Genomic DNA, 25,548 nt, shown 5'->3' with positions numbered 1-25,548 from the left:
AGGATCATCAGACGGTGGCCGGCTTCCGTCTCCACGACACGCCGAGCCCACAAAGGACTATCTCGCCCGCCGAGACGCCAGGGTTAAAGAACAAGGTAAGAGCGTGTTTGAGATCGCATGTCAGGCCGGGCACGAGGTCCTGACACTCCGGCTCCCACCACACCGCGGACGCGCGCTGGAGGTCAGCGGGATCGAGGGCGACCCACACCCCGAGCGTGGCGCTGAAGCCGCCGGTCAGCTGCACGGGAAGCAGTGCCCGCACCAAGGCACCCACCCCGGGAACCTGCATCATCACCGAAGCGTCCGGGCTCGCATGGCTCAGCCAGGCACCTCGTGCCCGGTGCCGCCTGGGCGTGTCAAGGACAGGATCAGGCAGCCGGATCCGAGCGTGCCGGTCATGGACATCCCTTGGCTGCCCGCAGCAGGAACACAGCGGGTGGCGTGCCGCATCCCCTCTGCGGGTTCCGCGCCAACCCCGGTCAGCGCGCTTGCGGCACCGGTCAAGGAATCTGCCCACAACGTCCCTCCCACCTCTTGCGGGCGCGCAGCGTACCAACCGGGAGGGAGCGAGATCTCCTCGTCGGGCAGTCGCCAGATCTTCCAGCTTCCCCGGCGGGGACAAGGTGGAGCGCCCTACCGGACGAGTCTCAATGGCGGCTGTCAAGTGGGCCGTGCGGTGGGCAGGGTCTCCTCGGTCGGGCAGGCTGGTTCCTGTCCGGGGTTCTCGGTCGGGTCGAGGCTCGCCGGAGGAGACCGCGTCGCGGCTTCGCCTTGACCTGGCCGAGGTTCCCGGGCAGCCCTTGTGGTGCCCGGCCGAGGGGACCCGTTGCGGTCTCCGAGGGAGGGTTGGGGTGCGGGCAGCGCACCGCCGCTCGTGATCAGCCGTGTGTAGGTGCTTCGAGCCGCATGTCAATGCCCGGTTGGCGTACCAGGGCCTCTCCCCAGTCGCCGGTCAGTTCCCAGACCTCGGGTCCGTGATCGGCCGCCAGGTGCAGGGTGTCGATGTGGCCGTAGTCGCGTTCTTTTGAGGCATCCGTAGCCGGCAGCGCCATCGACAGGCGGACGTGGATAGCCGAATCGCTCCGCACGGTCAACGTCGCGCTGCGATAGCAGTGTGTCTCGTCGGGGCGGGCTAGCCGGTAGGCAGGATGCTCCGGCGTGAGGGCGGCGTCGAGCTTGAAGACCACCACGGTCGCGGAGACGTCAACGTCCAAGACCTAAGAGTCCTCCAAGACGACGCCTGCCAAGTCGGAGAAGACCTCGTAGTACTTGCCACCCTCATGTCCCGCCACAGGCCAAGAATGCAGTCCCGTGCAAGTAGCGCTCCGGTAGACGTCCCCTTATGCCGGTGCCGGTGCCGGTGCTAAAGGCGCTGGCGGTGGCTGGAGTTGGAAGCAGCGGTTGTCGCGGAGCAGGGTCCAGAGGACATCGACGCGGCGGCGGGCGAGGGTGATGAGGGCTTGCTGGTGTTTTCGTCCCTCCGTGCGTTTGCGCTGGTAGTAGTCGCGGTTCGGGCCGTTGATCCGCAGGGTGGCCAGGGCGGACATGTAGAACACGTGGCGAAGCGGGCGGTTGTATCGCTGCGGGCGGCACACGTCAATCTCGATCACGAAGGACGTGTACGGGCATCTAATGGAGGGCGACCGCCGCTCGGCCGCGGAGGGCATGTCCCGTGCGCTGTTCGGGCAGAGGCAGCCAATGGCTCCCAGCTTGGCTCTCACAGCCGCCCAGCACCCGCTACCGACGGCCGCGAGGTAGGCGTGTAGGAGCCGGCATGGCCCGAACAGCCGATCCGCTCTGTCGTCCGGCGCGCATGCTGCGGGCCGCGCGACCGACCGTCCCCGGCCCGAACAGGTGACCGTCGCGGATTGACGACTGATAGTAGCGTTCTTCGCGTTGTGCCTGGTCCGGGCGGTCGTTAATCCAGTCTGACTGCCCAGTTCCCGCCGGCGAGCGGAAACCGACACTCAGCCAAGGAGTTCTATGCGCACGCTCAGGATTGTCGGCGCCGCGGTCGGCGCGTTCGTTTTCTCGTCTCTGGCTCTGGCCGGGTCCGCTCAGGCCGCGCCCGGTGATCCGGTGTGGATGGCCAACGGTGACTCGTCGATCACCGGCAAGCACTCCGTCACCTTGGTCGGCAACAACACGTCCGTCGAGGCCGCGAACCTCGGCGTCGACGTCGAGGCCGGCGACGAGGTCAGCTTCTCCATCGCGCTGTCCGACGGGGCGGCGTGCAGCGGCGGCGCGCCCCGTGTCTTCGTGGTCGTGAACGGCACCAACACCAACTCGTGGGACCAGAACATCACCGCCGGCACGCAGTGCGGCGAGAAAGGCACGATCACGTTCACAATTCCGGCGGCCGGGACCATCGGGCAGGCCGGCGTGGTGTACGACAACGTCGCCGCCCCCGGCACGGTTGTGGTGTCGGACCTGCAGATCTCCGACGAGCTGGTCGACTTCCAGGCGGCCGAGCCGGGCGCCGAACCGACGAAGACGCCGACCACCCCGCCAACCAGCCAGCCCGCGGAGCCGCGACACTGCGAGGCGTACGTCTACACCGGCACTGAGCAGAACCTGTGCGCCGACTTCCCAAACCCTCCCGGCACGGTTAACTGCTCTGACGTGAAGTACCGGGTCACGTTGGTGGACGTGAACAACGACCCGTGGGGCCTGGATGGCAACAGGGGCACGCCGGGGATTGGCTGCGAGTCCAACCCCCTCAAGCCGACCACCGCCCCGCCGACCATCAGCCCCGCGCCGCCGGGCGCGGGCGGCGGCCTTCCCGTCACCGGTATCAACGCTACTGCGCTCGGCGCCGTCGGTGTAATCGCGGTGCTGGCTGGCGTGGCGCTGGTGGTGGCGCGCCGCCGTCGGGTCCGCTTCGACGCCTGACCTTCACCGGAACGCCCCCGCTGTCGTGAGGTGGTGGGGGCGTTCGTGTTAACCGGACGCGGCTACTGGTCGGTGCGGCCCCCGCGACCGCACCGAGGACGATGGCGCGCGGCCAGATGTGGGCGAGGGCCTCCACCGCCTCGGGCCTCCAGCACGGGCAGCAATCGCCCTCGACAAGGCCGACGCCAGCCTAGAGCCGGTTGGTGCCGCAGACGACGGTCCAGGACGGACGGGGCTCGCGGTCTGGACGTAGAGCTGCCGTTCGCCGCAGTGCGGGCAGTCGACGCCGGGCAGTGGCTCCCGGGCCGGTGGCACGTCGAGCCAGCCGCGCACCAGCTGGTCCTCCTCGGCTAGACGGTATGAGCAGCTCGGGGCCGGTCCCGCGAGGGGGCCCTGAAGCAGTCCACCAACATGAAGTCGATCCGGCAGCGACCAGCCAGTGTCACCTCTCGCCGGCAGGCCGGGCACTGGGAAGGAGACCTGATCGTCGGCGCCCGGTCAGCGTTCAGCGATCGCGACACTGGCAAGACTCGACTGACCGTCCTGGTCCGGCTGCCCCGCGGGCACAACGCCCGGTCCGCCGGCGACGCCCTGATCGACGTCTTCACCCAGTTCCCACCTCCGCTGCAGCGGTCGTTGACTGGGACCAGGGCAATGAGATGTTCCACCACGAGCGGATCGAGCATGCCACCGGGCTGAAAATCTACTTCGCGGACCCGCACTCACCTGGCAACACGGCACCAACGAAAACACCAACGGACTGCTGCGCTAGTACCTGCCCAAAGAAACGAACCTCGGCGCCTGGACCAGCTGCCAGCTCGACCGGATCGTGGCCGAGCTCAACGATCGGCCACGTCTGTGCCTCAACGACAGCAGCCCCAACCAGATGATGCGACGATGGCAGCGTCAATCGATTCGCGACGTTCGTTGGAAAGCGCTCTGTCTACGCGGCCGTGTTCATCGACGCCATCGTGGTCAAGGTGCGGACTTTGTCGCCGGTTGTGTGAAGCGTTCAGTGCGCGAGTAGTACGCGTTTGCGCAGTAGGTCGAGGCCGGCGCGGCCGAACATCTCGTGTTCCTATTCGGTCGGTGTGGTGGGTCTCTGGGTGGCGGGGACCGGTGGCAGTCGGCGCAGCGCTCGGATGGCTAGCACGGCGAGCGGTACGCCCACCGCTAGGACGGCGATAGCCTGCACGGAAGCGATCGTGGCGAGGGTTGTGTGCTGTGCCTGGTCGCCGTAGTCGGTCAAGGTTGCGGTTCGCAGGGCGAGCGTGGATACGGCGAGCAGGGTGAGCGCTAGCGACCATGGCAGGGTGCGAGGACGACGACGGGATACTCGAACGGTCAGGTGTATCACCATGGCGGCAGTAACCGCCGCGCAGGACAGGCCCGGCCAATCCAGAAGCCTCAGCGCCGGCGTGGTCGCCTGAATGGTGAACAGCGGCACGGGGACGAGGAGGATGCCGACCGGCAGCGCGAGGAGCCAGGGGCGGCGCGGCACCGGTGAAGCGCCGTGATGAAAGGCCGCCATGGCGAGTAGCAGGGCCACGTCGACGAGCAGCATCGCCCAGGGCGACACGGACAGCGGTACGTCACCGGTGGCTTGTTCCACGGCGGTAGTGAGGGCGGGAGGCACGATGGCAAGCAGCGCGACTGCCTGGGCCACACGCCGGTGTCCGAGGACGAGCGCGATGTAGGCCGGTAACCAGGCGTAGCCGGCCAGGTTCCACGCGGTGTGCCAGATGCTCGACGGTGAAGTGTTTGCCCATTCGGATTCCGGAGTTGGCAACCAGGCGATCTTCCCGGAGAGCCACAGTGAGACGGCGATACTGGTGGTGACCATGACGGCGTGGGCCAGCATCGCCATCAGGGTCGCCAGTCGCACGGCTTGCCCCCAGGCGTACGAGCGAGGTGGCGCGTCAGCCCCGCCCAGACGCAACCGAACGGCGAGGGACACGATGCTGGCGACCTCCGAGATGCTCGGCCGGCCGTAGTCTGCGGCGTACGCGGTGGTTTCCGGGTCGCCGGTGTCCATGCTGTTCAGGAAGGCGGCGACCATGTCGTCTTCCCATTGCTGCCGGTAGGCGGCGGGCAGCAGCCGCAGGATGAAGCGGTAGCGCTCCTCCAGCCGGCTCACAACGACGCCACCCCTGTGATCGGGTTCCGCCGGTCGCGTAACCGGGTCGAGGCGAGGCGCGCGTTGGCGGCCAGCCGTTGAGCCTCTGCATCGAGGGCGCCGAGGCCTTGTTCGGTCAACCGGTAGTACCGGCGTAACCGTCCCTGCCACGCCTCCTCGCGGTCCAGTTCGACCAGGCCCTCGCCGACGAGTCGGTCCAGGGCCCCGTACAGGGAGCCAATCTTCAGCCGCACCCGCCCCCGCGACAGTTCTGCCACCTCCGCAACGATCCCGTAGCCATGGCGCGGAGCGTCGAGCAGCGCGGTGAGGATGAAGAAGGCCGGTTCCGTCATCGCCCGAAAACTCATCCACCCAATATAGTGGAAGACAAGATATGCTGCGGCACCGGAGACAGATACCCCGGTGGATTCACAGGACCTTCGGCGCGCGCAGAGTTGACGACATAGGAGTGGTCATGGGCGCGGTGACTCAACGGAGGGCGGGAGACCTAGGCGGGCCTGACTGCACTCCTGTGATGCCGGGCGGTTGAGAGCAGCGTCATCGGCGCCCCACCCACCAACTGGGCGGCCATCGTCCTAGGTCCCGGATACAGCGGTCACGTTGTACTGACCCGGACCCCACAACACGTCCGCCCTCTGCGCAAGCCGCAAGGAGAGGCCTCGGCGGCGGAACGAGGGGATTCGCGGGCGCGCACCACGACCATCCGTAACGGGGCCGGACGCTGGGCATCTCGGCTACGTGTCTCATTGCCCCACGGCCGAAGGAGAACACCGCGGATGACCAGCTCGGACATCACACCCCGCGAACCGGCACTCGAAACTATCCTCTGCACCAGTTGAGAAGCCTTTCACCCCAACCAGCAGGCGCCACTGGGCTGGCTCACCCACACCACCGCCCAGATCCTGACCCACCTGCGGCAAACCCACACCTGCACCCCGCCCGACAACGCCCACCCAGTGACGCGCTCAGCCGGTTCCACCGGCAGTTGAGGGCCGCTCGATGCCGGTCGACGAAGTTCAAAACCGTTCTGTACAGCCTGTTGCTCCCAACCTGCTCCCCCGCACCGGCTTCGCACCGAGCCCTCGACCGTCGATGAAATCGCGAGCTGCCGGCCCGATGCCTCCGCTGGCACCAGCACTGGCTCTCGCAGCCGAGACGGTCGTCGGGGAGCGCGCTCACGAACGCGCGCTTTATCAGGCGGCATAGCGTCAACTCGTCGCCCCACTTCTCGGGGCAAGGGTCTGGTCGGTTGTCGTCACGGCCGCCGATCGGGAGAAACACGCAGCCGGTCCAGTGGGTGCATCCGTCCCACTGCTGGCGCGCCGCGTAGGCGGCGAGGTCCCGGCTGACCTTCCGCGTGCTGGCCGACGGGGGTGAGGCGATCGCTGACCTGGCTGTGCCGTCGATGCCCACGTGCTACTCCTAAGAGTCGCGGAAGGACGAGCAGGGCGAGCCCCGGCCTTGTCGGAACGCTTCCTCACATGTTCGCGGCAACAGGAAGAAGAACACGAACGGCGGGGACGAGCTGTCCGTTCTCGAATCCGCAGGGCCCTTGCCGACTGGGCTCCGTGGCGCGTGATGGCCTAGCGAGCGGCGAAGGGCGCGGCCGCCGGCTGCCGGTCGGCGTCACCCTCGGTATCGAACGGGGTGCGCAGCCGAGTCATCGCAGCCGAACTCACGTCGACGGCAGGTGCGTGGTCGAAAGGCGCATTTGCTCCCGGTGCTGCACGGAAGGGGCTTGAGTCATGCGTAGCTACCTCAGTCAACAGCTGCTCCAAATTTTTGCGCGTTAGCGCGCGGCTCACCCGCCCACAGGTCGGGTGCGGAAGATGATCGGGGCGGATCCGGCCGCTCGCCGGGGCAGTGTCGGACCCGTTTCGCTCGGCCCGCCCGCCCGCCAAATCCTAACCCAAAATGACCACGGTGTACGGCTGGGGCCGGCTCCCACGTTGGAAGCTTTACGGCGCGCGCCGCCCCGCCTCGTGACGCGTGCCGTGGCGCCGAACGAGTGCCGTGGAAACCACGTCCGTTGCCACAGGGAGCGGCAGCGTTCTCATCCGGCACGGGGGTTGGTAGCCGGCGCGGTCAGTGCTTACAGCCAAGACACCGTCGGCGGCGCGCCGTGCTAGCGTGAGCGAGTTGCAAGCTTTGGTTTGTCGCATACTTTGCCAGCGCCTGGTGGGTATCCAACCCGCGAGGCGCTTTTTGTTCTGCGTTCCTTCCGGACGAGCGGCGGCGACAACCGGGGCCGTAAGTGGCTCTATCAGTTACTCAAAGGAGAAGACATGGCATTCGGTACAGTCAAGTGGTTCAACGCGGACAAGGGTTTTGGCTTCATCACGCAGGATGACGGCGGCGCTGACGTCTTCGCCCACTTCTCCGCCATCTCGTCGAGCGGGTTCCGCAGCCTGGACGAGAATCAGCGGGTCGAGTTCGACGTCGAGCAGGGCCAGAAGGGGCTTCAGGCCGCTAACATCCGTCTGGTCTGACGTTGACACCGCGGAGCCGTGGCGGCGAGGCCTCGCCCGTCGCCACGGCGGCGGCTGAGACCACGAACCGGCCAATAATGGTCCGTTCCGACGCCACGGTGCCCGGCCTCGAACCGCTGGTGTTGTACGCGCTGTCCGCTCCCGAGCGCGTGACCGGGACACCCAGCATCGATCGGCTCCGGCTGGCGCCGGTGCCGCTGGTGCCAGAGGTGCGACTGGTCATGGCCGAGGACGCGATCGTCCTCTGGGCCCGGCTCGAAGCCGAGGCGGGGCACGCCCTCCCGCCGCCATTCTGGGCCTCGGCCTGGACCGGCGGACAGGCTCTCGCGCGTTACATCCTGGATCACCCGGACACGGTGGCCGGTCGCCATGTCCTCGACGTCGCCTCCGGCTCCGGACTGGTCGCCATCGCCGCGGCTATGGCGGGCGCCGCCGGTGTCACCGCCAACGACATCGACCCGTACTCGATCGCGGCAATCAGTGCCAACGCCCACGCCAACGGCGTCGAACTAACCCTGTCGTCGAGTGACCTGCTTGACGGCGACGGTGACGGCGTGGATGTGGTGTTGACCGGTGACGCCCTCTACCACCCGTCTGTGGCGGCCCGGATGCTGCCGTTCCTCGCTCGCGTCGCGGCGAGAGGCGGTCGGGTCGTTGTCGGCGATCCGGACCGCGGCCACGTGCCCCATGACTGGCTGGAGCGGGTGGCGACCTACAAGGTGCCGGTGAGTAGCGTTCCGGAAGACGCGCAGCTTCACCTAACGAGCGTGCTCAAGCCACGACGCGACCAGGTGGACGACCAGCGGGGCCCGGCCACGCAGCTGCGGGCGTGACGCGCCGGGACAACTCTGCTGGCCCCGCTCTACAGGAGGTGCACGGGATGCCAGTGGGTATGTTGTGGCTGACGCCCCGAAGACCGGTCGTGACGATCGAGTTTCGCGCCGCCGACCCTCTACAGCCGACGAAATAGACGCACCGCACTGACCGTTCAGCATGTCTCCAGCCGGTTCCGTTCAGCAAGGCGTCCGGCCGACGGCTCGCCTCTGGGGCTATGGACGAGTCCGACAGCATGCAGATTCATTCTGCGCGAAGAGAGCCGATACAGACGATGAAGATTGATAAGGGTAAAGTCCTCGAGACCCTGCGCCACCGGGGCCAACACAGCCGGGCCGATTGGGTCGACCGAGAGCTGCCGGGCCGCATCGACACCGCCCAGCACTCAGGCATACTCGCGACGCTCAATCTCAATCCGGCCGATTTCGCCGATCCGCCCTCGTGACGCGAGATGACCTCGAGCCGGTCGGCGTCTGGACTGCTGAAGCGGCTGCCGCGATGACCGGGGTGATGCCCCTGTCGCGCAGCTGGCGGCGGTAGATGTCGAAGTCGTAGCCCCGGTCGGCGTAGATCCGCTCGGGTCGCTGTCGGGGTCGGCCACGGATGCCCCTGATCCTGGGGATCTTGTCGACCAGGGGCATGAGTTGGGTGACGTCGTGACGGTTGCCGCCGGTCAGGGTCGCGGCGAGGGGGATGCCGCCCGCGTCGGTGATGACGTGGTGTTTCGAGCCCGAGCGGCGGCGGTCGACCGGGCTCGGACCGGTTTTGGGCCGCCTTTGAGTGCCCGGATGTGGGAGCCGTCGATCACCGCCTGGGACATGTCCAGTTGACCGGCGGCCCGCAGCTTGCCCGGCAGGAGCTCATGCAGTCGTTGCCACACACCGGCGTCGTTCCAGTCCCGTAGCCGGCGCCAGCAGGTCATGCCTGACCCGAACCCGAGTTCCTGGGGCAGGTACTCCCACGGGATCCCGGTGTAGAGCACGAACAAGATCCGGCACAACACCTGCCGGTCATCAAGCGGTTTGCGACCGGGATAGCGCTGCCGACGAGGCGGGCGGGGCGGTAGCAACGGCTCGATCTCGGTCCCAGGTCGTCCGAGACGATCCACGGCGGCTGCTCACCTCGCCTCACGGCCGAACACTGTAGCTGAACGTCCATCAGGGACAGACCCGCGTCTGCCTGGATCATTCTGTTAAAAGTTCTTAGTCACCCATGTCCCGCAGCATGGCTTCCGCCTCTGACGATGTGCCCCTGTCGACGTAGGTCGTTCGACCACCCGCCGTGAATGACTGAGTTGCACCGTCTTGGAACACAAGCTGTGCAGCGGTCAGGGCGGCGATCATGTCCAACGCATCGACCGCCCTGGCCATCGACAACGTTCCCACCGGAGGCAACAACGTGCACCGAACTCTCCTGACATCGGGCAAGACACTAGCCGCCGCCATCTCGCAGTGGCTACGACGTGTCGAACCACCAACTCGGAGTAATCTCTAGCCGCGCTTTATGGACTATATCGTCCATTACACTCCCGCGTGGGAGGCATCCGCCGGATAGGGACGCACCGCCACAACCGTCTGGCGCGCTGATGGTGCTCCAAACCACCGATGGCCAGCTCGACTTGTCGACCGGTGCCACGCCTGCCTACCCTGGACGCGGGGGTCCAGTTGATATATTCCGGATTGCGGCGACCACGTCCTCACCGCGGAGAATCTCATCACCGGGGCACTCGCTGACGATGACGTCATGGGCGGGTACCACATCGAATCCACGGGCTGAGTGGAAGCACGGGCGGCAGCGGGATCGCGGCCGCCCGGCCACATGGGGAGGGGGCATGGCAGTGATCACACGCGACTTCGACGGCCGCAGACGCGACGACACCCACGTCCCGCCCGGCCAGTACCGCACGGACGACTTCCTGGTGATGTGAGCGCAAAGAATCCGGTCAATCGTGGCGAACCCGGATGATGCCAACGTGTCTGACGTCGGTTAGCAATAGTCCGAGACGCGATATCCCTGCCACTTCATCCGACCTGACTGGGCACTCCCAGGTCGCTGACCAACGCGAGATTCAGGAGACAACATGGCGGGCAACGCCGAGGACATGATCACGTTGACCAGTGCCGAGCAAGATTTGGGAGCCTCGAACCTGTCGGGAGCCACCGCGCCCGACGGGGAAGACGTCGTCATCACCGATAACAGTGAGCTCGGCATCTACGAGGCCGCGATTGGGGGCCGGACAGCCGCTGGTCTCGTCTACAGTAAGGCCGGGAGCCGCGTCGTACTGATGGCGACATCCGTGTTCCCCGAGTTCCGGGGGAAGGGAGTAGCGGCCAGGCTCATCGGCGGCGTCCTCGACGAGCTGCGCATGCAAGGAAAGACCGCCACCGTCACGTGTCCGTTCGCGGCAGCATTCGTCAATGCTCATCCGGAATATGCCGACGTTCTAGACCCGGCATTCCCTCGGTCGCACACAGCCGGGCATGGGCATTGAGCACGCGTCGTCGCGTCTGAATGCGCGCCGACCGCGAAGAAGGTTCAGGCCCACTGGACGAGGCCGTCCAGTTGTGGCCGGACCGTTCCACCAACAGGAACAGGGGGCCGAAATGTCTGAATCCTATCCACTCGCCACTGAACCCGAAGGCGTCGTCGCGTCGCTGATTGAGCGATTTAACTCCGGCAAGGTCAGCGCAATGATGGCCCAGTTCGAGCCGGGGGTCGTGTTCGTCGCGAGGGACGGGCGACCCATCACTGATCCCACTGAGATCGCTGCCCAACTCGAGCGCGATATCAGTCTCGGACTGCCGCTGAAGGCCAAGGCGCGCCATGTGTTCGTTGCCGGCGATATCGCCCAGATCGTGTTGGACTGGTCAATTGATGGCACAGGTCCCGACGGCGAGCACGTACACCTCGAAGGCTCGGCAAGTGATGTCGTGCGCCGCGGCGCGGATGGACGCTGGCGGTACCTGATCGACAATGCTCTTGGGACGATGGTGCGACAGCCCGCCTGAACACGTGGCGCGCGTGGCGGAACTACCCGTATCACGGAAGATTGGGTTTCCACGCTCAAGCCTCAGGTGAACGGGCCGCCGGTTGGGTAATACCACTGCGCTTCATTGGTCGAGATTTTGGACCTGTGCGACTGAATTCTCCGGGAGACGACGGAATCCCATCTGGTGCTGGCGGCTCCGGCGGCTCGCGTACGACGGCGGTACCGCCATGGTGGTGCTATCGATCGGATTTCAGCTGAAGGAACCAGGTGCGGATCATCGGCGGCCGGTGTGGTCGACGGCGCCGAGGTTGACCACGTCCACGGCGCCGCCAGGGGCGGCCACCTGCTCGCGGCATCACGACTCGCCATCCCGATGCTCCTAACGGAGGTCAAGTGGTCAGGGCGGTGAAGTCGGCGACCAGCGCGGTGTAGACGTCGCGGACGATGTAGCGCTTGAGGCGGCGCAGGATTTCTAGCTTGCTGAGGCCTTCGGTGGTGCGTCGTTGCAGGTAGGCGCGGGTTCGTTGGTCGTAGCGCAGGCGGCAGAGCGCGATGGTGTGCAGGGCGTGGTTGGCGCCGCGGCCGCCTCCTCGGTGGAGGCGGTGGCGGCGCACCCGTCCGGAGTTGGCGGGGATGGGTGCGCCGCCGCAGAGGTGGGCGAGGGCGGCTTCGGAGTGGAGTCGGACGGGGTTGGCGCCGGCGGTGGTGAGTAGTTGGGCGGCGACGTCGGGGCCGACGCCGCACGTCGCCCTCGGCATCGGTGTCGGGATGCGCCGATGATGGACGGCCGATCTAGGGAACTCGAGCGGCGGATTCGGTTCCAACTGCCTATGTGTCGTGTGGGATCGCGAAGGTCTCGATGTAGTCGAGAGCGGCTTCCAGGGCGTCCCTGAGGGGGGAGATGTCCCGGGCGACTTGTGCGAGGAGCATGCCGCCCTGGAACGCGGCGAGGAGCAGGCTCGCGAGCTGCTCGGGGTCGGCCTCGTTGCTCAGACGGCCCTGCCGCTGCAGGCGGAGGAGCGCGTCGCGGAAGATCTCTCGCCACTGGGCGAACGCATCCGCAAGCTCATCGTGAACGTCGAGGTCGGTCTTGATGATCTCGCTGGCGAGCGACCCGAGGCTGCAGCCTTCGTGGTAGGCGCGTTCATACCCGATATAGAACGCTGCCCACTTCCGAAACCCCTCGAGGCTCTCGAAGCCATCGAACTGTTCGCTGTGATGGAGCCCGAGGACGCGTTCAGCCTGCCATTCGATCACCGCCAGGACGAGGCTCTCCTTGGTCGGGAAGTAGTGGTTGATCTGCGACCCGCTGACGCGGGCGGCGCGCCGGAGCTTGTCGTTGTTCGTGGCGTGGACGCCCTCGGCGTAGATGAGCGCGGCGGCGTGCTCCAGTATCCGGGCACGCGTCGCCTGCCCCTTCTCGGTGAGCTGGCGAGGCTCTGGCGCTGCCGTCGTGGACTTCATGCTTCACACCTTATCAAAAGTGGGCTTGACAGCCCAGTCATGTGTAGTGTTGTATCTAGGGAGTGGGCTACGCAGCCCAAAACTTGACCGAGGTCGGTTACCGACACCACTCACATGGACCGGAGCGGATTTCCCATGTCACGCCTGAACGTTCTTCCTGCCGAGGAGCCCTCCGCCGACGTGCGGGGCACGCTTGACCAGGTCGGAGCGCAGTTCGGCTTCGTACCGAACATGTTCACCATGCTCGCGTCGAACCCGACCGTCCTCGATCTCGTCATGACGGTGCAGATGAAGGCGAGCAGGCTCCTGGACGCGAGGACGCGCCACACGATCGCGCTGGCCGTGTCCGAAGCCGATGGCTGCGACTACTGCCTGGCGCTGCACACGGCCGGGTCCCTGAAGGGCGGCATGTCCGTGGAGGACATCGAGCTGGCGCGGGCGGGAAGCTCGGTCGATCCGAAGCGGGCTGCGGTGGCTCGCTTCGCCCAGCGGGTGATCGAGACGCGCGGACGGGTCAGTGATGCGGACCTCGCGGCCGTCCAGGGTGCCGGGTACACCGATCCGGAGATCTTGGCGATCGTCACGCTGGTCGTCCGGGCACTGCTGACCAACTACCTCAACAACGTCAACCTGACCGACGTCGACATCCCGGCCCCCGACCTGGCATGAGCGCTTACCAAACTCGCGAGAACAGGGACCTGATCGGTCGAACCCTCGCCCTGATCAACCGCACTGGAGAGGAACGACATGTCCGGCTCTGAGCTCTATGAGAAGTTCATGGCACTGCACACCCGAGAAGGGGGCCTCGTCATGCCGAACGCCTGGGATGGCGTGTCGGCATTGATCCTGGCGGATGCCGGCTTCGAGGCCATCGGCACGTCGTCGGCGGCCCTGGCGGCCGCGCTCGGCCGCATCGACGGACGCCACAGCATCACCCGCGACGAGCATCTCGACCACGCACAGCTGCTCGGCCGGCTCACGGGGTTGCCCGTCAACGGTGACTTCGAGGACGGCTACGGCGTCACCGCCGAGGACGTCGCCGTGACTGTGGACAGTGCCGTCGCGCACGCGCTGGCCGGCATCGGGATCGAGGACACCACCGGGAATCCCGATGACCCGATCCGCGACTTCGACGACGCGGTAGGCCGGGTTCGCAGTGCGGTCGTCGCGGCGAAGCGACGCATCGTCGTCACCGCTCGCACCGACAACTTCATCCAGGGGCGGCCTGACCTCGATGACACCATCCGACGGCTGACGGCCTTCGCCGAGGTCGGCGCCGACGTGCTCTACGCACCGTTCCCGCCCGACCTCGAGTCCCTGGTCGCGATCGTCACCGCCGTCGCGCCGACACCCGTGAACGTTCTCATCTCACCGGCGGACCAGGTGCTGACCGTCTCTGAACTGCAGAAGGCGGGGGTCAAGCGCATCAGCCTGGGCCCTGCGCTCTACACGCATGCGATGGGTGCTCTCGAACAGGCGGCTGCGGCGCTCAAGGCCGGCGACATCGCCTCGGCCACGACAGGCATCAGCTTCGACCGGGTGGGCGAACTCCTCGCCCGCAAACCCTAGCCGTATCCGACTTTCACCATCTACAACCCCTCAACTCATCACGCACAGAAAGCACGATGACATGGATCTCGACAAGCTCATGAGCAAGCACCTCAGCCGGTATTTCGACGGCAGCAAGACGATCCCGGATGAGACTCTTCAGCAGCTGCTGAGGTTCCTGCGCTCGGCTCCCACGTCGACGAACATCCAGCCGAATCACTTCTACGTCGTGTCTACTCAGGAGGGCAAGGAGCGGCTGGCGGCCAACCTCGGCGAGCGGTTCCAGGACAACGCCGAGAAGATCCTCAACGCCTCGCACACCATCATCCTCACCACTCGGGCCGATGTGACCGAGCACCACCTCGAAGCGGTGTTCGCCAAGGAGCGCGCCGACGGCCGGTTCGCAGATGAGGCCAAGCAGGAGCGGTGGGAATCGATGACCCGTGACTTCGTGAGCCTGCGCAAATACAGCTACAAGGACACCTACCACTGGATGGAGAAGCAGACTTACATGGTGATGGGTCTGACGATGATGGCAGCCGCCGAGCTCGGCGTCGAGGCCATGCCGCTCGAAGGCTTCGACCCGATCAGCGTGGACAAGGCCTTCAACATCCGCGCGACCGGATACACCACCACCGTGCTGCTCGCGCTCGGCTACCCCGACGAGGCGAAGCAGTACAAGACTCCGGTGTCGCGGTTCGAGCCCGAGCGTCTGTTCACCTTCGCCTGAGCGGCCCGGCCCGGGCGAACCGATCGCTAGAGGAGTTGATCAGCTATGGACGGACAGGAGCTCCAGAAGGTCGCGAACGAGTACGCGACAGAGCTGCCGGACGTGACGTTCGAGCACCGTGTCGGCCCGAATTGGGAGCTGTACAAGGTGGGCGGCAAGGTCTTCATGCTCATGACCGACATGCCGGGACACCCCGTCGTGATCCTGAAGGCCGATCCGGACGAGGCCGTTGGGCTGCGCGAGCAGTACGCAGAGATCACGACCGGCTACCACATGGACAAGAAGCACTGGATCACGGCAGCAGGTGGGTCCAGCCTCGACGAGAACCTGGTGAAGGAACTCGTCACCGACTCCTACCGGCTCGTGGTCGACAAACTCCCGAAATCCAAGCGGCCCGTGGACCCGGGCACGAAGCCGGCCGCCTGAAACCCCAAACACGCACGAACAGAATCAACACAGAAGGACAAATCATGATCGGACTCGGTGTTCGAGCCGCCAACGGCGCTCTGGAGATCCTCGACCTTCCGAACCCCCGCCAGCCTGACGCGGGCGAGCTCGTCCTGGAGGTGGTCGCGGCAGGGATCGGGCCGTGGGATGCCCTGCTTCACACGGGCGGATGGGACGTCGGCCTCGTTCCGCCCGCAGCTCTGGGCGTCGAAGCCGTCGGCCGCGTCATCGCGACCGGCCCGGACGAGACCGAATTCCGCACGGGAGACCTCGTGCTGGTCCACGAGGCGCCCCTGCCAGGCGGCAGTGGCACCTGGGCAGAGCGCGTCCTAGTCCGTTCCGCGCACGTCGCACGACTGCCCGAGAACCTGGCTCCGGAGATTGCGGCGGCACTCCCGGTCGCCGGGCTCACCGCCCAGCAGGCCCTCGACGAGCTCCACGTCGACGCCACCACCCGCCTGCTCGTCGTCGGAGCCTCCGGCCCCACCGCGTCACTGGCCGTGCAACTCGCCCGCCTCCGGGGCGCCGACATCGTCGCCGGTGCCGGGCCGGCCCGCGCCGATCAGCTCCGCGCCCTCGGCGCCAGCGAGGTCATCGACACCCACACTGACGGTTGGGCGCAGAAGAGCGATCGCCGATTCGACGCCGTCCTCATCGCCGCGACAGGCACCGCCGAGGACGCGATCGGACTGCTCACCGACGGAGGCCGCCTCACCTCCATCACCTCGGACGCACCCGACCCGATTCGCGGAATCACCACCTCGAACCTCTACGTGCAGCCCGACGGACGTGCACTCGGCGAACTCGCGGCACTCGCCGCCTCCGGCGAACTGAGACTTGACGTCCAGACGACACCAATCAAGGACGGCGCCGCGATCGCGGACCAGGTCGCGGGCGGCCGCTCTGGTGGGGTCAAGTACGTCCTCGAGTTCTGACGTCCGCGGTAGAAGGACGTTGCAGATCGTCCGAAATGATGGTGTTCATGCGTCATGTGAGGCCAGCGCCTTCGTGACACACCGCCCTTCTCCCTGCCCCTGACCATCGACGGCGACCGCATCACCGGGCTACACGTGCTGGCCGACCTGGAAAGTCTCGACGGAATCATGCATATAGTCCAGGTGCGGTCGCACCTTCAGGGCCTCCGCAAGATCAAGGTAGGGATTTCTCGGTTTGGTCACGTGATGCCGAGGAGTGGCAGAGGTCTGCGGTGATTTCGGGCGTTGTGGCGTAGGGCTTTGGCGATGTTGGTTTGTCCGGCGTGGCGTAGCGGGCCGATCTTGCCGAGGCCCTGCCGTTGGACCTCGCCGACGCAGTGGATACGCCACGCAGGGCTCGTCGCGCCAGCCCGGCGACCGCGCACTTGGCGGAGTAGCCGTCGAGTCCGGAGCCGTGCGCACCACATGAGACGTAGTCCTTGATCGGGTCGGTGGACAGGTGGGCGCGCTTGATCGCGCCGATGCTGACGGCATTACGCCACCCGAACCCGCTCGCCCTCCGGCAGCTTCCGGTGATCTTGAGCTGACTGAAGACGCCTAACCCCTCACGCGAGTGCCGCCGCCATCTTGCGCCTGTGTCGCTCGGGCCGCACATGCTCCGCGCCACCTTCAGGCGAGAGGTCACTCAGGGGTCGCTGTCCTCATGCTCAGGCGGTGGAAGTTCAAAGCGCTTCCGTTCGTCGGCGAAGAGCTGGCCAACGTCGAGGCGCGGGTGCAGGGAATCCTGATCACCCCGGTGACCACGACCAACCACCGGTTGGAGCATCTACGCGAGCGCGGCACCCCCATCGTGCTGCTCGACCGCCGGGCGACCGACGACACGCAATGCTCCGTCGCCGTCAACGACGTCCTCGGCGGCGAACTCGCGTTGCGACAACTGCTCGCGCAGGGGCACGAGCACCTCGCGTTCGTCGGCGGACCCTTCACCATCCGTCAGGTACAGGAGCGGCAACAGGGCGCCCTCCAAGCGATGCGGGCCGCCGGCCGGGACCCGGGCGAGCTTCACGTCGTCGAGACCAACGCCCTCAACGTCGCCGCCGGCCGGGACGCCGCCGCCCACCTCGCCGCGGCGATGCCCAGACCGACCGCGGTGTTCTGCGCCAACGACCTGCTCGCTCTCGGCGCGCTTCAGGAGATGACCCGCCGCGGCGTGCGGGTTCCGCACGACGTGGCGATCGTCGGCTACGACGACATCGACTTCGCCGCCGCCGCCGCAGTGCCACTCACCTCGGTTCGCCAGCCCCGGCATCTGCTCGGACGGACCGCCGCGGAGCTGCTCATCGAGGAGGCAACCGAGGACAGCAGCCACCAGCACCGGCAGGTTGTCTTCGATCCGGAGCTGGTCGTACGGGATTCGAGCGACCGGACGATCGGCCGGCGGCCGCGGCGGCGCCTGTCCAGCCCCGAGGGCGCGGCTGCCATCCTGCCCCCCGCCTGACGGCCCAGGGGCGGTGGCATCGGCCACGTGCGCTATCCGGCCGCCCGCGCCACGGCGTATTGACGACGACTGCAACAAGTTTCAGCTACGAAACGCATTGACCCTCTGCCACGCGTCTGGTGTGGTCTAACCATTGCAAACGGTTTCAGACCGCATGCAGTAGCTCTTCCTCTCCCCTGCCAGCACCTGCTGAAGGAGGACCGCATGCCGGGCATATCGCGTCGGGCGCTGTTGAAGGCCGGCGGCGGGGGCGTCCTGAGCGCCTACCTGTTGGCCGCGGAGGCGCAGACGAAACCCGCCCATGCCAGCCCCGCCGCGGACCAGCTGCCACTCGAGGACGGCTATCGGTTATGGCTGCGGTATCAGCCCGTCGCTCATCGTGAACGCCGACTCGAGTACGAGCGGGCGTTCACTCAGATCGTCCGCCAGGGCGACACAGCGATACTGCGAGCTGCGGAATCGGAGCTGGTTCGCGGCCTGACGGGGCTGCTGGCCCGGAGCGTCCCGGCAGCTTCGGCACCAACCCGGTCGGGGGCCGTCGTACTGGGTACGCCGGAGAGCTCGCCGCTGATCCGGTCCGCGATACCCGCCGATGAGCTGGCCGAGCTGGGCCCCGAGGGATATGTGCTGCGGCGCATCGGCCTGGGCGGCGAGGGTGTCACCGTCGTGGCCAGCGCCGGCGAGCGTGGCGTTCTGTACGGAGGCTTCCACCTCTTGCGGCTGCTTCAGAACGAGCAGCCAATCGGCCGGCTGGACGTGCGGGATTGCCCTGCGAGCCCGCTACGCCTGATCAACCACTGGGACAACCTGAACCGGTCGGTCGAGCGCGGGTACGCCGGCAGCTCGGTCTTCAACTGGGACGGGCTCCCGACGCTGGATCCGCGCTACACCGACTACGCGCGAGCGCTCGCCTCGGTCGGGATCAACGGCACGGTGGTCAACAACGTCAACGCCGACGCCGGGTTCCTGGCCTCGAACCGCCTTCCGGGCCTGGCAGCCCTGGCCGGGCTGCTCCGCGAGTGGGGCATCACCTTCTACCTCTCCGCCAACTACGCGAGCCCCATCATCTTCACCGCGGACGACGCTGACCCGATCAGGACCGCCGACCCCGCCGACGCGCGCGTCCAGGCATGGTGGCGGGCCAAGGTGGCCGAGATCTACGACGCGATACCCGACTTCGGCGGGTTCCTGGTCAAGGCCAACTCCGAAGGTCAACCCGGCCCGCTGGATTACGGACGCACCCACGCCGAAGGTGCCAACATGCTCGCCGACCTCGTTGCGCCACACGGCGGCATCATCATTTGGCGGTCGTTCGTCCACGAGGGGTTCGGCGACTGGGCCGAGTACCAACATCGGGTCTTCGCACCGCTAGACGGGGACTTCGCCGACAACGTCGCGGTCCAGACCAAGAACGGGCCGATCGACTTCCAGGTCCGAGAACCGGTGAATCCGCTGTTCGGTGCGCTGCCGAAGACGAACCAGATGATCGAGCTGCAGATCACCCAGGAGTACACGGGCCACGCTACTCATCTGTGTTACCTGGTTCCGCAGTGGAAGGAGATCCTCGACTTCGACACCCGCATGCAGGGACCCGGCAGCACCGTGGCCCGGATCGTCGACGGCAGCGCATACGGCCAGACGAACGTCGGCTTCGCCGGAGTGGTGAACTTCGGTGACGACCGCGACTGGACCGGCTATCAGCTGGGGGCCGCCAATACCCACGGCTACGCCCGACTCGCCTGGAACCCGCGGCTCGACGCGAAGGAGATCGCGCGGGAGTGGGTGCGGATGACCTTCGGGACGTACGCGCCCCTGGTCGCGGCTCTCACCGACATGCTGCTCGGGTCGTGGCGCACGTACGAGGACTACACGTCGCCGCTGGGCATGGGTTATCTCACCTACCCGCTGGGCGCGCACTTCGATCCGGACCCCCGGTCGACGCTCAACCTGTCCCACTACACCGACGCGACCGGCACCGGCTTCGACCGGACGGCGGCGACCGGCACCGGTTACACCGCCCTCTACCACAAGCACTGGGCCGACACCTATGAGTCGCTGGCCTCCGTCCCGGACGAACTCCTGCTCTTCATGCACAAGGTGCCGTACACGCACAAGCTGCAGTCCGGCAGGACCGTGATTCAGCACATCTACGACAGTCACTTCGACGGTTTCCGCCGAGCCCTCAAGCAGCGGGAAACCTGGCTGCGGATCGCCCCCTACGTCGATCCGCAGCGACACGCCGACGTAAGGACGACGTTCGACGATCAGACGGCACATGCGCAGCTCTGGCGCGACACCGTTGTGGCGTTCTTCTTCAACTACAGCAGAATCCTCGACGAGCGCCGCGCCTGGCTCCAGGCGGATCTCAGCGGAGCGTCGGCCGTGATCTTCGGCGGGTGGCCCAACCGGTTGCCCGTCGAGATCGGCAACGCGACCAGCCAGGACCTCACCGTCCGCTCGACCGTGGTGGTCCCGGGCGACGATTGGAAAGCCTCGCCCGGCGAACGGGTCATCCCGTCCACCGAGTTCGCGACGCTGAAGCTGCCGGTGCAGCCGCCCGTCACCCCGGACCTCCTCACCCTGGACCTCGCCGTCGAGCCCACCGCGCTGGAAACGCTCGGCAGCACGGGCAAGCTCTTCGTGGTGACTCCGGCGGCCAGACGATGCCTGCTCGCGCTCGACGCCGGCTCGTCCAGCAGCCCGCTTGTCCCCGACTACCAGCGGCTGACGTCGGCAACCGCGTGGGATCCGAAGCGTGGGTTCGGCTGGGTCGGGGGCGCTCCCCAGGATCGTGACCGGGGAGGAGCGTGGGACGCGCTGCGGCGCGACTTCTGCGGCGACTACCCGGCCCGTACGCTCAGGATCGCGATCCCGGCCGGGCGGCACGACGTCGCGGTCCTCGTCGGGGACGGCGGGCCGGACTCCTACCCGACCTTCATCGCCGCCGACGGACTGCGGGTGGCCGAGAGCCCGCAACTTTCCGGCGGGTCATTTGCCTGGGTCCGGTTCTCACTCGACGGCGGCGCGAGCGGTCGCACGGTCGACCTGACGTTCGACAGCGTTCCCGACCAGTTCTGGCATCTGTGCGCGCTCGTCATCGTCGATCCCACCTCGGTCCTGCCCCCGGCCGTGCTGACCGACGTCGAGGCCGACTTGGCCTGGCTGGGTGGCCGGCCAGCAGAGGTTTCCGTTTCGGTGGCCAACACCGGCAACGACCCCGTTCCGGTCACGATCGAGGTCGACGTGCCGGATGGCTGGGTGAGTGAGCCGCTGTCCTATGTGCTACCCGCCGGCACGGAGGAGACCGTGCGGGTCAAGGTCACGCCGCCACTGGTCCCCACGATCGCGACCGTACGCGTCCGGGTGACGGCTGAGGCAGAGGTAGGAGACGGCGAGCGGTCCCTGTCCGTGGTCGCGGTGCCACCCGGCGACGCGGTACCACTCGCGCTGGACGCCGGCAGTTCGGCGAGCCCCGTGCTGGCCACGTACAAGCGCCTGGCACCCGACGACGCCTGGGACCCGGCCCGTGGGTACGGCTGGGTCGGCCGGAGGCCCGATTTCCGCGACCGCAATCTCCTCGACGATCTCCGGCGGGACTTCACGCTGGGACGGGATGCCTCGTACGTGCTACGGGTCGCGGTGCCGCCCGGCGTGCACCACGTGCACGTGCTGACGGGCGATGCGTTCGCGCCCTCGGGAACGACGACGATCCGCGAGAACTCCCAGGATCTCGGCTCCTCCGGCCCGGAGATCATCCCGCAGGGGCAGTTCCGCTGGTTCACGTTCTCCCTGGACGGCGCCGCGGACGGCCGGACCGCCGACCTGGAGCTGGTCGGTGCCCAGCGGGACGGCTACTGGCGGCTGGTGGCGCTCGTCCTGCAGCCGGCCGAGTGACGAGGACGACCGAATCGAGGAGAGACGATGTCGGGACTGACCAGACGACGGCTGTTGACGGCAGGCGCCGGAGCGGTGGCCGGCGCATGGCTGCTGCCTCCGCAGGCGCTGGCGGCGCAAGCCCAGCCGACGACGCAATCGCCCCAGCTCGATCCGGCCGAGGACGGGCACGAGCTGTGGTTGCGGTACCGCCCGGTGGGAAACCCCGGCCGACGTACGGAATACACGCGGGCGTTCACGCACGTCGTACGCCAGGGCGAATCGCCGGTGCTGCAATCCGCGGCGGCGGAGCTAACGCGGGGCCTCGGCGGGCTGCTGGACCGCGACGTCCCGACCGCGGCCCAGCCGTCCGAGCGGGGTGCCGTGGTGCTGGGCACCCCGAGCAGCTCCGCCCTGGTCCGCGATCTACTCGCCGCCGCCGAACTTGACGAGCTCGGTCCGGAGGGCTTCGTGCTCCGTCGGGTGCGCGGCGGCGGCAGGGACCTCGTGGTGGTGGCGAGCGCGGGAGACCGCGGGGTGCTCTACGGCGCCTTCCACCTTCTGCGGCTGCTGCAGACCGAGCAGCCGGTCGAACGGCTGGACGTCCGGGACCGGCCGGCGAACCCGATGCGGCTGCTCAATCACTGGGACAACATCAACGACACCGTCGAGCGCGGGTATTCCGGCGGCTCGATCTTCCAGTGGTCGGTGCCCGGCCTGTCACCGCTGGTCGGCGACTATGCGCGGTATCTGGCGTCGCTGGGAATCAACCGGACGGTGGTCAACAACGTCAACGCGAACCCGCAGTTCCTGACGGCGAAAATGCTGGACGAGGTGGCCGCCGTGGCCGACGCGCTGCGGCCCTGGGGCGTCACCCTGATGCTCTCGGCCAACTTCGCCAGCCCGATGGTCCTCGACCGGCTGCCAACCGCCGACCCGCTCGACCCCCGCGTCAAGGTCTGGTGGCGCGACAAGGCAGCGGAGGTGTACGGGAAGATCCCGGACTTCGGCGGTTTCCTCGTGAAGGCGAACTCCGAGGGGCAGCCGGGCCCGGCCGAGTACGGCCGCACGCACGCGGACGGCGCCAACCTGATAGCCGAAGCCGTGGCACCGCACGGCGGCCTGGTCATCTGGCGGGCGTTCGTGTACGACAATAGCGACGGGGACGTCTCCACCGACGCGTACCGGACCTTCGTGCCGCTGGATGGCGCCTTCGCCGACAACGTCGTAGTTCAGGCGAAGTACGGCCCCGTCGACTTTCACGTCCGCGAGCCCGTGCACCCGCTCTTCGGGGCCATGCCCCGCACCAGCATGGCTCTCGAACTGCAGGTCACCCAGGAGCACACCGGCCACGCCACCCACCTGTGCTACCTCGTGCCTTGGTGGAAGAGCGCTCTGGCCTTCGACTCGCACGCCAAGGGGGCGGGGACGACCGTGGCGCGCGTCGTGGACGGGTCGGCCTTCGGGTCGGTCCACGGCGGACTGGCCGGCGTCTCCAACTTCGGCGGCGACCGGAACTGGACCGGCCATCACCTCGCGGGCGCAAACGCGTACGGCTATGGGCGCCTCGCCTGGGACCCCGGCCTCTCCGCTGAACAGATCACCGACGAGTGGGTCCGGATGACGTTCGGCTCGCACCCGCAGATGGTCAAGCCGCTGACCGCGATGCTGCTCGGCTCGTGGGCGACGTTCGAGGACTACACGTCGCCGCTGGGCGTCGGGAACCTCGTCGACGGCAACGGCGACCATTACGATCCGGAACCGGCGAGCGCGCAGATCGCCGACGGCGCCTCCGTGGGCTTTGACCGGACGGTCGCGACCGGCACCGGGTTCACCGGCCTCTACCACGAGCCGTGGAAGCAGATCTACGAGTCGCTCGAGTCGGTGCCCGACGAGTTGCTGCTGTTCATGCACCGCGTGGCGTACACCCATCGGCTGCACTCGGGCAAGACGGTGATCCAGCACATCTACGACACCCACTTCGAAGGGCTCGCAGCAGCCGATGCCGAACGCCGGAGGTGGGACAACGTCGGACAATGGGTGGACAGTCGGCGCCACGCGGAGGTCGCGGAGCGTTTCGACGCGCAGATCGGCCATGCGACGCTGTGGCGGGACACCATCGTCGCCTACTTCTTCGGGCTGAGCCGGGTGCTCGACGAACGCCGCTCGTGGGTGCAGGTCAAGCTCGCCCATCCGGGCGCGGGGCTGGTCCTGGGCGGGTGGCCCAACCGCCTGCCGGTGGAGATAGGCAACGCGTCGCCGGGCCCGCTCGAGGTCACGGCGCGGGTGAACACCCCCGACGGCTGGACAGCCAAGGCGGCGACCAGGGCGACCGAGTCCCGACAGTTCGAGGTGGTCGACCTGCCGGTCATTCCACCTACGGTCGGAGCGATCGTCTCCGTCAGCGCCGACGTGCAGGCGGGTGGTCTGCCCGTCCTCGGAGGTACGAACACGTCCCTGGTCGTGGCGCCGGTAGGCCGGCGGTGCGTACGCGCCCTCGACGCCGGGTCCACGTCTAGCCCCCTGCTGCCCGGCTACGCTCGGGTGAGCCCGGAGACCGCCTGGGACGCGCAGCGCGGCTTCGGCTGGGTGGGCACCCCACCGCAGCAGCGCGACCGCGGATCGGCCCTCGACGCGTTGCGGCGCGACTTCTGCGCCGACGTCCCCGCCCGCACCCTGCGCATCGCCGTCCCGCCGGGCTCGTACCCCACATATCTCCTCGTCGGCGACGTCGTCGGCTCGCGGCCCACCATCGTTGGCGTCGACGGGGTCGAGCTGGCCCGCAGCCGGGTGCTCGCGGGCAACGAGTTCCAGTGGTTGGCCTTCACGCTCGACGGCGGGCCGTCCGGCAGGACGGTGGACCTTCGCCTGTCCGGCATCCCCGGCGAGTACTGGCACCTGAACGCGCTCGCCATGGTGGATCCCGCGTCGGTCCTGCCACCGGTCGTGGTGGCGGATGCCTCTGCCAACGAGGTGCTCACGCTGCCCGAGGAGCCGGCCCCGGTGGTGTTCACCCTGCAGAACACCACCGACGCCGACTCGGTCGTACGGCTGGCGGTGAGCGCCAGCAAGGGTTACCGGGTGACGGTGGAGTCCGAGCATTGGACCGTGCCCGCCGGCGGCTCGCTCGAGGTCCCGTTGACGGTCATGCGGGATCGCGGCACGCCGGACGGCACGCTGACCTTCGAGGTGGGCGGCGAGTCCCTGACCGTGTCCCTGATGGCGACCGACAACTGGGGGCGGGTGGCGACGATGTCCGGGTCGAGCACGCACACGAATTCCTCGCCGGCGATGGCGAGCAACGGGAACACCGACTCCGAGCAGTGGAACAACGGTGCCGGCGGATGGAACGACGGTACGCCCGGCGTGTTCCCCGACTCGCTCACCGCCAGCTGGGAGCGCCCGGTGCGGCTCGGGCGGGTGAAGGTCTTCACCCTGGACAGTCGGCAGTACCCGGCGGCCAGCTGGGGCCTGCGCGACTACGACGTTCAGCTGCAGGTTGCGGGTGGGTGGCAGACGGCGGCGGAAGTGCGGGGCAACACCGCGGGCGTCGTCGAGTCGACGTTCCCAGCAACGACGGCGAATGCGCTGCGGATCGTCGTCCACGACACCAACGACCACGGATACAGCAGGATCATTGAGCTCGAAGCGTACGAGTGAGTGACCCGTGACCCGTATTGATGCTCGAACCGACCTTCACATGGCAGGTGAA

The 25,548-nt window shown here is 67.5% G+C and carries 19 protein-coding genes and 3 pseudogenes; 14 read left to right on the top strand and 8 right to left on the bottom strand.

Features of this window, described 5'->3' with window-relative positions:
- Positions 1 to 7 precede the first annotated feature (7 nt).
- From AB0F68_RS30635 to AB0F68_RS30625, 3 genes and pseudogenes are all read right to left on the bottom strand, one after another.
- Positions 8 to 292, bottom strand: a complete 285-nt coding sequence (locus AB0F68_RS30635; protein WP_357344526.1) for a hypothetical protein — start codon at positions 290 to 292, stop codon at positions 8 to 10.
- A 586-nt stretch (positions 293 to 878) separates the two neighbouring features.
- Positions 879 to 1,214 (bottom strand): hypothetical protein, encoded by a 336-nt coding sequence (locus tag AB0F68_RS30630; protein ID WP_357344524.1) that lies wholly within the window; start codon positions 1,212 to 1,214, stop codon positions 879 to 881.
- 126 nt (positions 1,215 to 1,340) lie between these two features.
- A pseudogene (locus AB0F68_RS30625) lies at positions 1,341 to 1,589 on the bottom strand (IS110 family transposase); the annotation flags it as partial.
- 394 nt (positions 1,590 to 1,983) lie between these two features.
- Here AB0F68_RS30625 and AB0F68_RS30620 point away from each other — a divergent pair.
- Positions 1,984 to 2,892, top strand: coding sequence for an LPXTG cell wall anchor domain-containing protein (locus tag AB0F68_RS30620; RefSeq protein ID WP_357344522.1), 909 nt, complete (start codon positions 1,984 to 1,986; stop codon positions 2,890 to 2,892).
- Positions 2,893 to 3,970: 1,078 nt separating this feature from the next.
- Here the strand turns inward: AB0F68_RS30620 and AB0F68_RS30615 are convergent.
- Positions 3,971 to 5,029: a hypothetical protein gene (locus AB0F68_RS30615; RefSeq protein WP_357344520.1), complete on the bottom strand. Its 1,059-nt coding sequence runs from the start codon at positions 5,027 to 5,029 to the stop codon at positions 3,971 to 3,973.
- The gene (locus tag AB0F68_RS30610) at positions 5,026 to 5,376 is read right to left on the bottom strand and encodes a PadR family transcriptional regulator (protein WP_357344518.1); all 351 of its coding nucleotides are present in this window, start codon (positions 5,374 to 5,376) and stop codon (positions 5,026 to 5,028) included. The genes AB0F68_RS30615 and AB0F68_RS30610 overlap by 4 nt, the downstream gene beginning before the upstream one ends.
- Before the next feature lie 1,938 nt (positions 5,377 to 7,314).
- On the opposite strand from AB0F68_RS30610, the gene AB0F68_RS30605 reads away from it, so the two are divergent.
- The 3 genes from AB0F68_RS30605 to AB0F68_RS30595 all read left to right on the top strand — a co-directional run bounded on the left by AB0F68_RS30605 (position 7,315) and on the right by AB0F68_RS30595 (position 8,797).
- Positions 7,315 to 7,518: a cold-shock protein gene (locus AB0F68_RS30605; protein WP_107078210.1), complete on the top strand. Its 204-nt coding sequence runs from the start codon at positions 7,315 to 7,317 to the stop codon at positions 7,516 to 7,518.
- Between the two features lie 77 nt (positions 7,519 to 7,595).
- Complete coding sequence (locus AB0F68_RS30600; protein WP_357344517.1) at positions 7,596 to 8,351, top strand: 50S ribosomal protein L11 methyltransferase; 756 nt, start codon at positions 7,596 to 7,598, stop codon at positions 8,349 to 8,351.
- Positions 8,352 to 8,569: 218 nt separating this feature from the next.
- The gene (locus AB0F68_RS30595) at positions 8,570 to 8,797 is read left to right on the top strand and encodes a hypothetical protein (RefSeq protein WP_357344514.1); all 228 of its coding nucleotides are present in this window, start codon (positions 8,570 to 8,572) and stop codon (positions 8,795 to 8,797) included.
- Between the two features lie 49 nt (positions 8,798 to 8,846).
- Here AB0F68_RS30595 and AB0F68_RS30590 read toward each other — a convergent pair.
- A pseudogene (locus tag AB0F68_RS30590) lies at positions 8,847 to 9,460 on the bottom strand (IS5 family transposase); the annotation flags it as partial.
- 972 nt (positions 9,461 to 10,432) lie between these two features.
- Between AB0F68_RS30590 and AB0F68_RS30585 the strand changes: the two are divergent.
- The gene (locus AB0F68_RS30585; RefSeq protein WP_357344512.1) at positions 10,433 to 10,843 is read left to right on the top strand and encodes a GNAT family N-acetyltransferase; all 411 of its coding nucleotides are present in this window, start codon (positions 10,433 to 10,435) and stop codon (positions 10,841 to 10,843) included.
- 112 nt (positions 10,844 to 10,955) lie between these two features.
- A complete protein-coding gene (locus AB0F68_RS30580; protein WP_357344510.1) occupies positions 10,956 to 11,360 on the top strand; it encodes a DUF4440 domain-containing protein in 405 nt (134 codons plus the stop codon).
- Positions 11,361 to 11,730: 370 nt separating this feature from the next.
- Here the strand turns inward: AB0F68_RS30580 and AB0F68_RS30575 are convergent.
- Positions 11,731 to 12,078 (bottom strand): annotated as a pseudogene (locus AB0F68_RS30575) (transposase); the annotation flags it as partial.
- A 91-nt stretch (positions 12,079 to 12,169) separates the two neighbouring features.
- Positions 12,170 to 12,805, bottom strand: coding sequence for a TetR family transcriptional regulator C-terminal domain-containing protein (locus AB0F68_RS30570; RefSeq protein WP_357344508.1), 636 nt, complete (start codon positions 12,803 to 12,805; stop codon positions 12,170 to 12,172).
- A 135-nt stretch (positions 12,806 to 12,940) separates the two neighbouring features.
- On the opposite strand from AB0F68_RS30570, the gene AB0F68_RS30565 reads away from it, so the two are divergent.
- From AB0F68_RS30565 to AB0F68_RS30530, 8 genes are all read left to right on the top strand, one after another.
- Entirely contained in the window at positions 12,941 to 13,474 is a 534-nt protein-coding gene (locus tag AB0F68_RS30565; RefSeq protein ID WP_357344506.1) for a carboxymuconolactone decarboxylase family protein, read from the top strand.
- Between the two features lie 108 nt (positions 13,475 to 13,582).
- A complete protein-coding gene (locus AB0F68_RS30560) occupies positions 13,583 to 14,374 on the top strand; it encodes an isocitrate lyase/phosphoenolpyruvate mutase family protein (RefSeq protein WP_357344504.1) in 792 nt (263 codons plus the stop codon).
- A gap of 61 nt (positions 14,375 to 14,435) precedes the next feature.
- Positions 14,436 to 15,083 (top strand): nitroreductase family protein, encoded by a 648-nt coding sequence (locus tag AB0F68_RS30555; protein WP_357344502.1) that lies wholly within the window; start codon positions 14,436 to 14,438, stop codon positions 15,081 to 15,083.
- Positions 15,084 to 15,128: 45 nt separating this feature from the next.
- Positions 15,129 to 15,509 carry an MmcQ/YjbR family DNA-binding protein gene (locus AB0F68_RS30550; RefSeq protein ID WP_357344501.1) on the top strand — a complete coding sequence of 127 codons (381 nt, stop codon included), beginning with the start codon at positions 15,129 to 15,131 and terminating at the stop codon, positions 15,507 to 15,509.
- Positions 15,510 to 15,553: 44 nt separating this feature from the next.
- Positions 15,554 to 16,465, top strand: coding sequence for an NADP-dependent oxidoreductase (locus AB0F68_RS30545; RefSeq protein ID WP_357344499.1), 912 nt, complete (start codon positions 15,554 to 15,556; stop codon positions 16,463 to 16,465).
- 703 nt (positions 16,466 to 17,168) lie between these two features.
- The gene (locus AB0F68_RS30540; RefSeq protein ID WP_357344497.1) at positions 17,169 to 17,963 is read left to right on the top strand and encodes a substrate-binding domain-containing protein; all 795 of its coding nucleotides are present in this window, start codon (positions 17,169 to 17,171) and stop codon (positions 17,961 to 17,963) included.
- A 204-nt stretch (positions 17,964 to 18,167) separates the two neighbouring features.
- Complete coding sequence (locus tag AB0F68_RS30535) at positions 18,168 to 21,857, top strand: alpha-glucuronidase family glycosyl hydrolase (RefSeq protein WP_357344495.1); 3,690 nt, start codon at positions 18,168 to 18,170, stop codon at positions 21,855 to 21,857.
- Positions 21,858 to 21,884: 27 nt separating this feature from the next.
- Positions 21,885 to 25,496, top strand: a complete 3,612-nt coding sequence (locus AB0F68_RS30530) for an alpha-glucuronidase family glycosyl hydrolase (RefSeq protein WP_357344493.1) — start codon at positions 21,885 to 21,887, stop codon at positions 25,494 to 25,496.
- Positions 25,497 to 25,548 lie beyond the last annotated feature (52 nt).

The sequence above is a fragment of the Micromonospora sp. NPDC023966 genome (assembly GCF_040639095.1).
Classification (GTDB): domain Bacteria; phylum Actinomycetota; class Actinomycetes; order Mycobacteriales; family Micromonosporaceae; genus Micromonospora.
The sequence above is the reverse complement of the archived record's forward strand: the minus strand, read 5'-3'. Positions and strand labels throughout refer to the sequence as shown.

Excerpts from the sequence above, each read along its gene's own strand:
- AB0F68_RS30530 (WP_357344493.1), top strand. The coding sequence starts at position 21,885 with ATGTCGGGACTGACCAGACGACGGCTGTTGACGGCAGGCGCCGGAGCG.
- AB0F68_RS30585 (WP_357344512.1), top strand. The coding sequence starts at position 10,433 with ATGGCGGGCAACGCCGAGGACATGATCACGTTGACCAGTGCCGAGCAA.
- AB0F68_RS30550 (WP_357344501.1), top strand. The coding sequence starts at position 15,129 with ATGGACGGACAGGAGCTCCAGAAGGTCGCGAACGAGTACGCGACAGAG.
- AB0F68_RS30605 (WP_107078210.1), top strand. The coding sequence starts at position 7,315 with ATGGCATTCGGTACAGTCAAGTGGTTCAACGCGGACAAGGGTTTTGGC.
- AB0F68_RS30555 (WP_357344502.1), top strand. The coding sequence starts at position 14,436 with ATGGATCTCGACAAGCTCATGAGCAAGCACCTCAGCCGGTATTTCGAC.
- AB0F68_RS30535 (WP_357344495.1), top strand. The coding sequence starts at position 18,168 with ATGCCGGGCATATCGCGTCGGGCGCTGTTGAAGGCCGGCGGCGGGGGC.
- AB0F68_RS30580 (WP_357344510.1), top strand. The coding sequence starts at position 10,956 with ATGTCTGAATCCTATCCACTCGCCACTGAACCCGAAGGCGTCGTCGCG.
- AB0F68_RS30565 (WP_357344506.1), top strand. The coding sequence starts at position 12,941 with ATGTCACGCCTGAACGTTCTTCCTGCCGAGGAGCCCTCCGCCGACGTG.
- AB0F68_RS30620 (WP_357344522.1), top strand. The coding sequence starts at position 1,984 with ATGCGCACGCTCAGGATTGTCGGCGCCGCGGTCGGCGCGTTCGTTTTC.
- AB0F68_RS30595 (WP_357344514.1), top strand. The coding sequence starts at position 8,570 with ATGGACGAGTCCGACAGCATGCAGATTCATTCTGCGCGAAGAGAGCCG.
- AB0F68_RS30635 (WP_357344526.1), bottom strand. The coding sequence starts at position 292 with ATGATGCAGGTTCCCGGGGTGGGTGCCTTGGTGCGGGCACTGCTTCCC.
- AB0F68_RS30560 (WP_357344504.1), top strand. The coding sequence starts at position 13,583 with ATGGCACTGCACACCCGAGAAGGGGGCCTCGTCATGCCGAACGCCTGG.
- AB0F68_RS30600 (WP_357344517.1), top strand. The coding sequence starts at position 7,596 with ATGGTCCGTTCCGACGCCACGGTGCCCGGCCTCGAACCGCTGGTGTTG.
- AB0F68_RS30610 (WP_357344518.1), bottom strand. The coding sequence starts at position 5,376 with ATGAGTTTTCGGGCGATGACGGAACCGGCCTTCTTCATCCTCACCGCG.
- AB0F68_RS30545 (WP_357344499.1), top strand. The coding sequence starts at position 15,554 with ATGATCGGACTCGGTGTTCGAGCCGCCAACGGCGCTCTGGAGATCCTC.
- AB0F68_RS30540 (WP_357344497.1), top strand. The coding sequence starts at position 17,169 with ATGCTCAGGCGGTGGAAGTTCAAAGCGCTTCCGTTCGTCGGCGAAGAG.
- AB0F68_RS30570 (WP_357344508.1), bottom strand. The coding sequence starts at position 12,805 with ATGAAGTCCACGACGGCAGCGCCAGAGCCTCGCCAGCTCACCGAGAAG.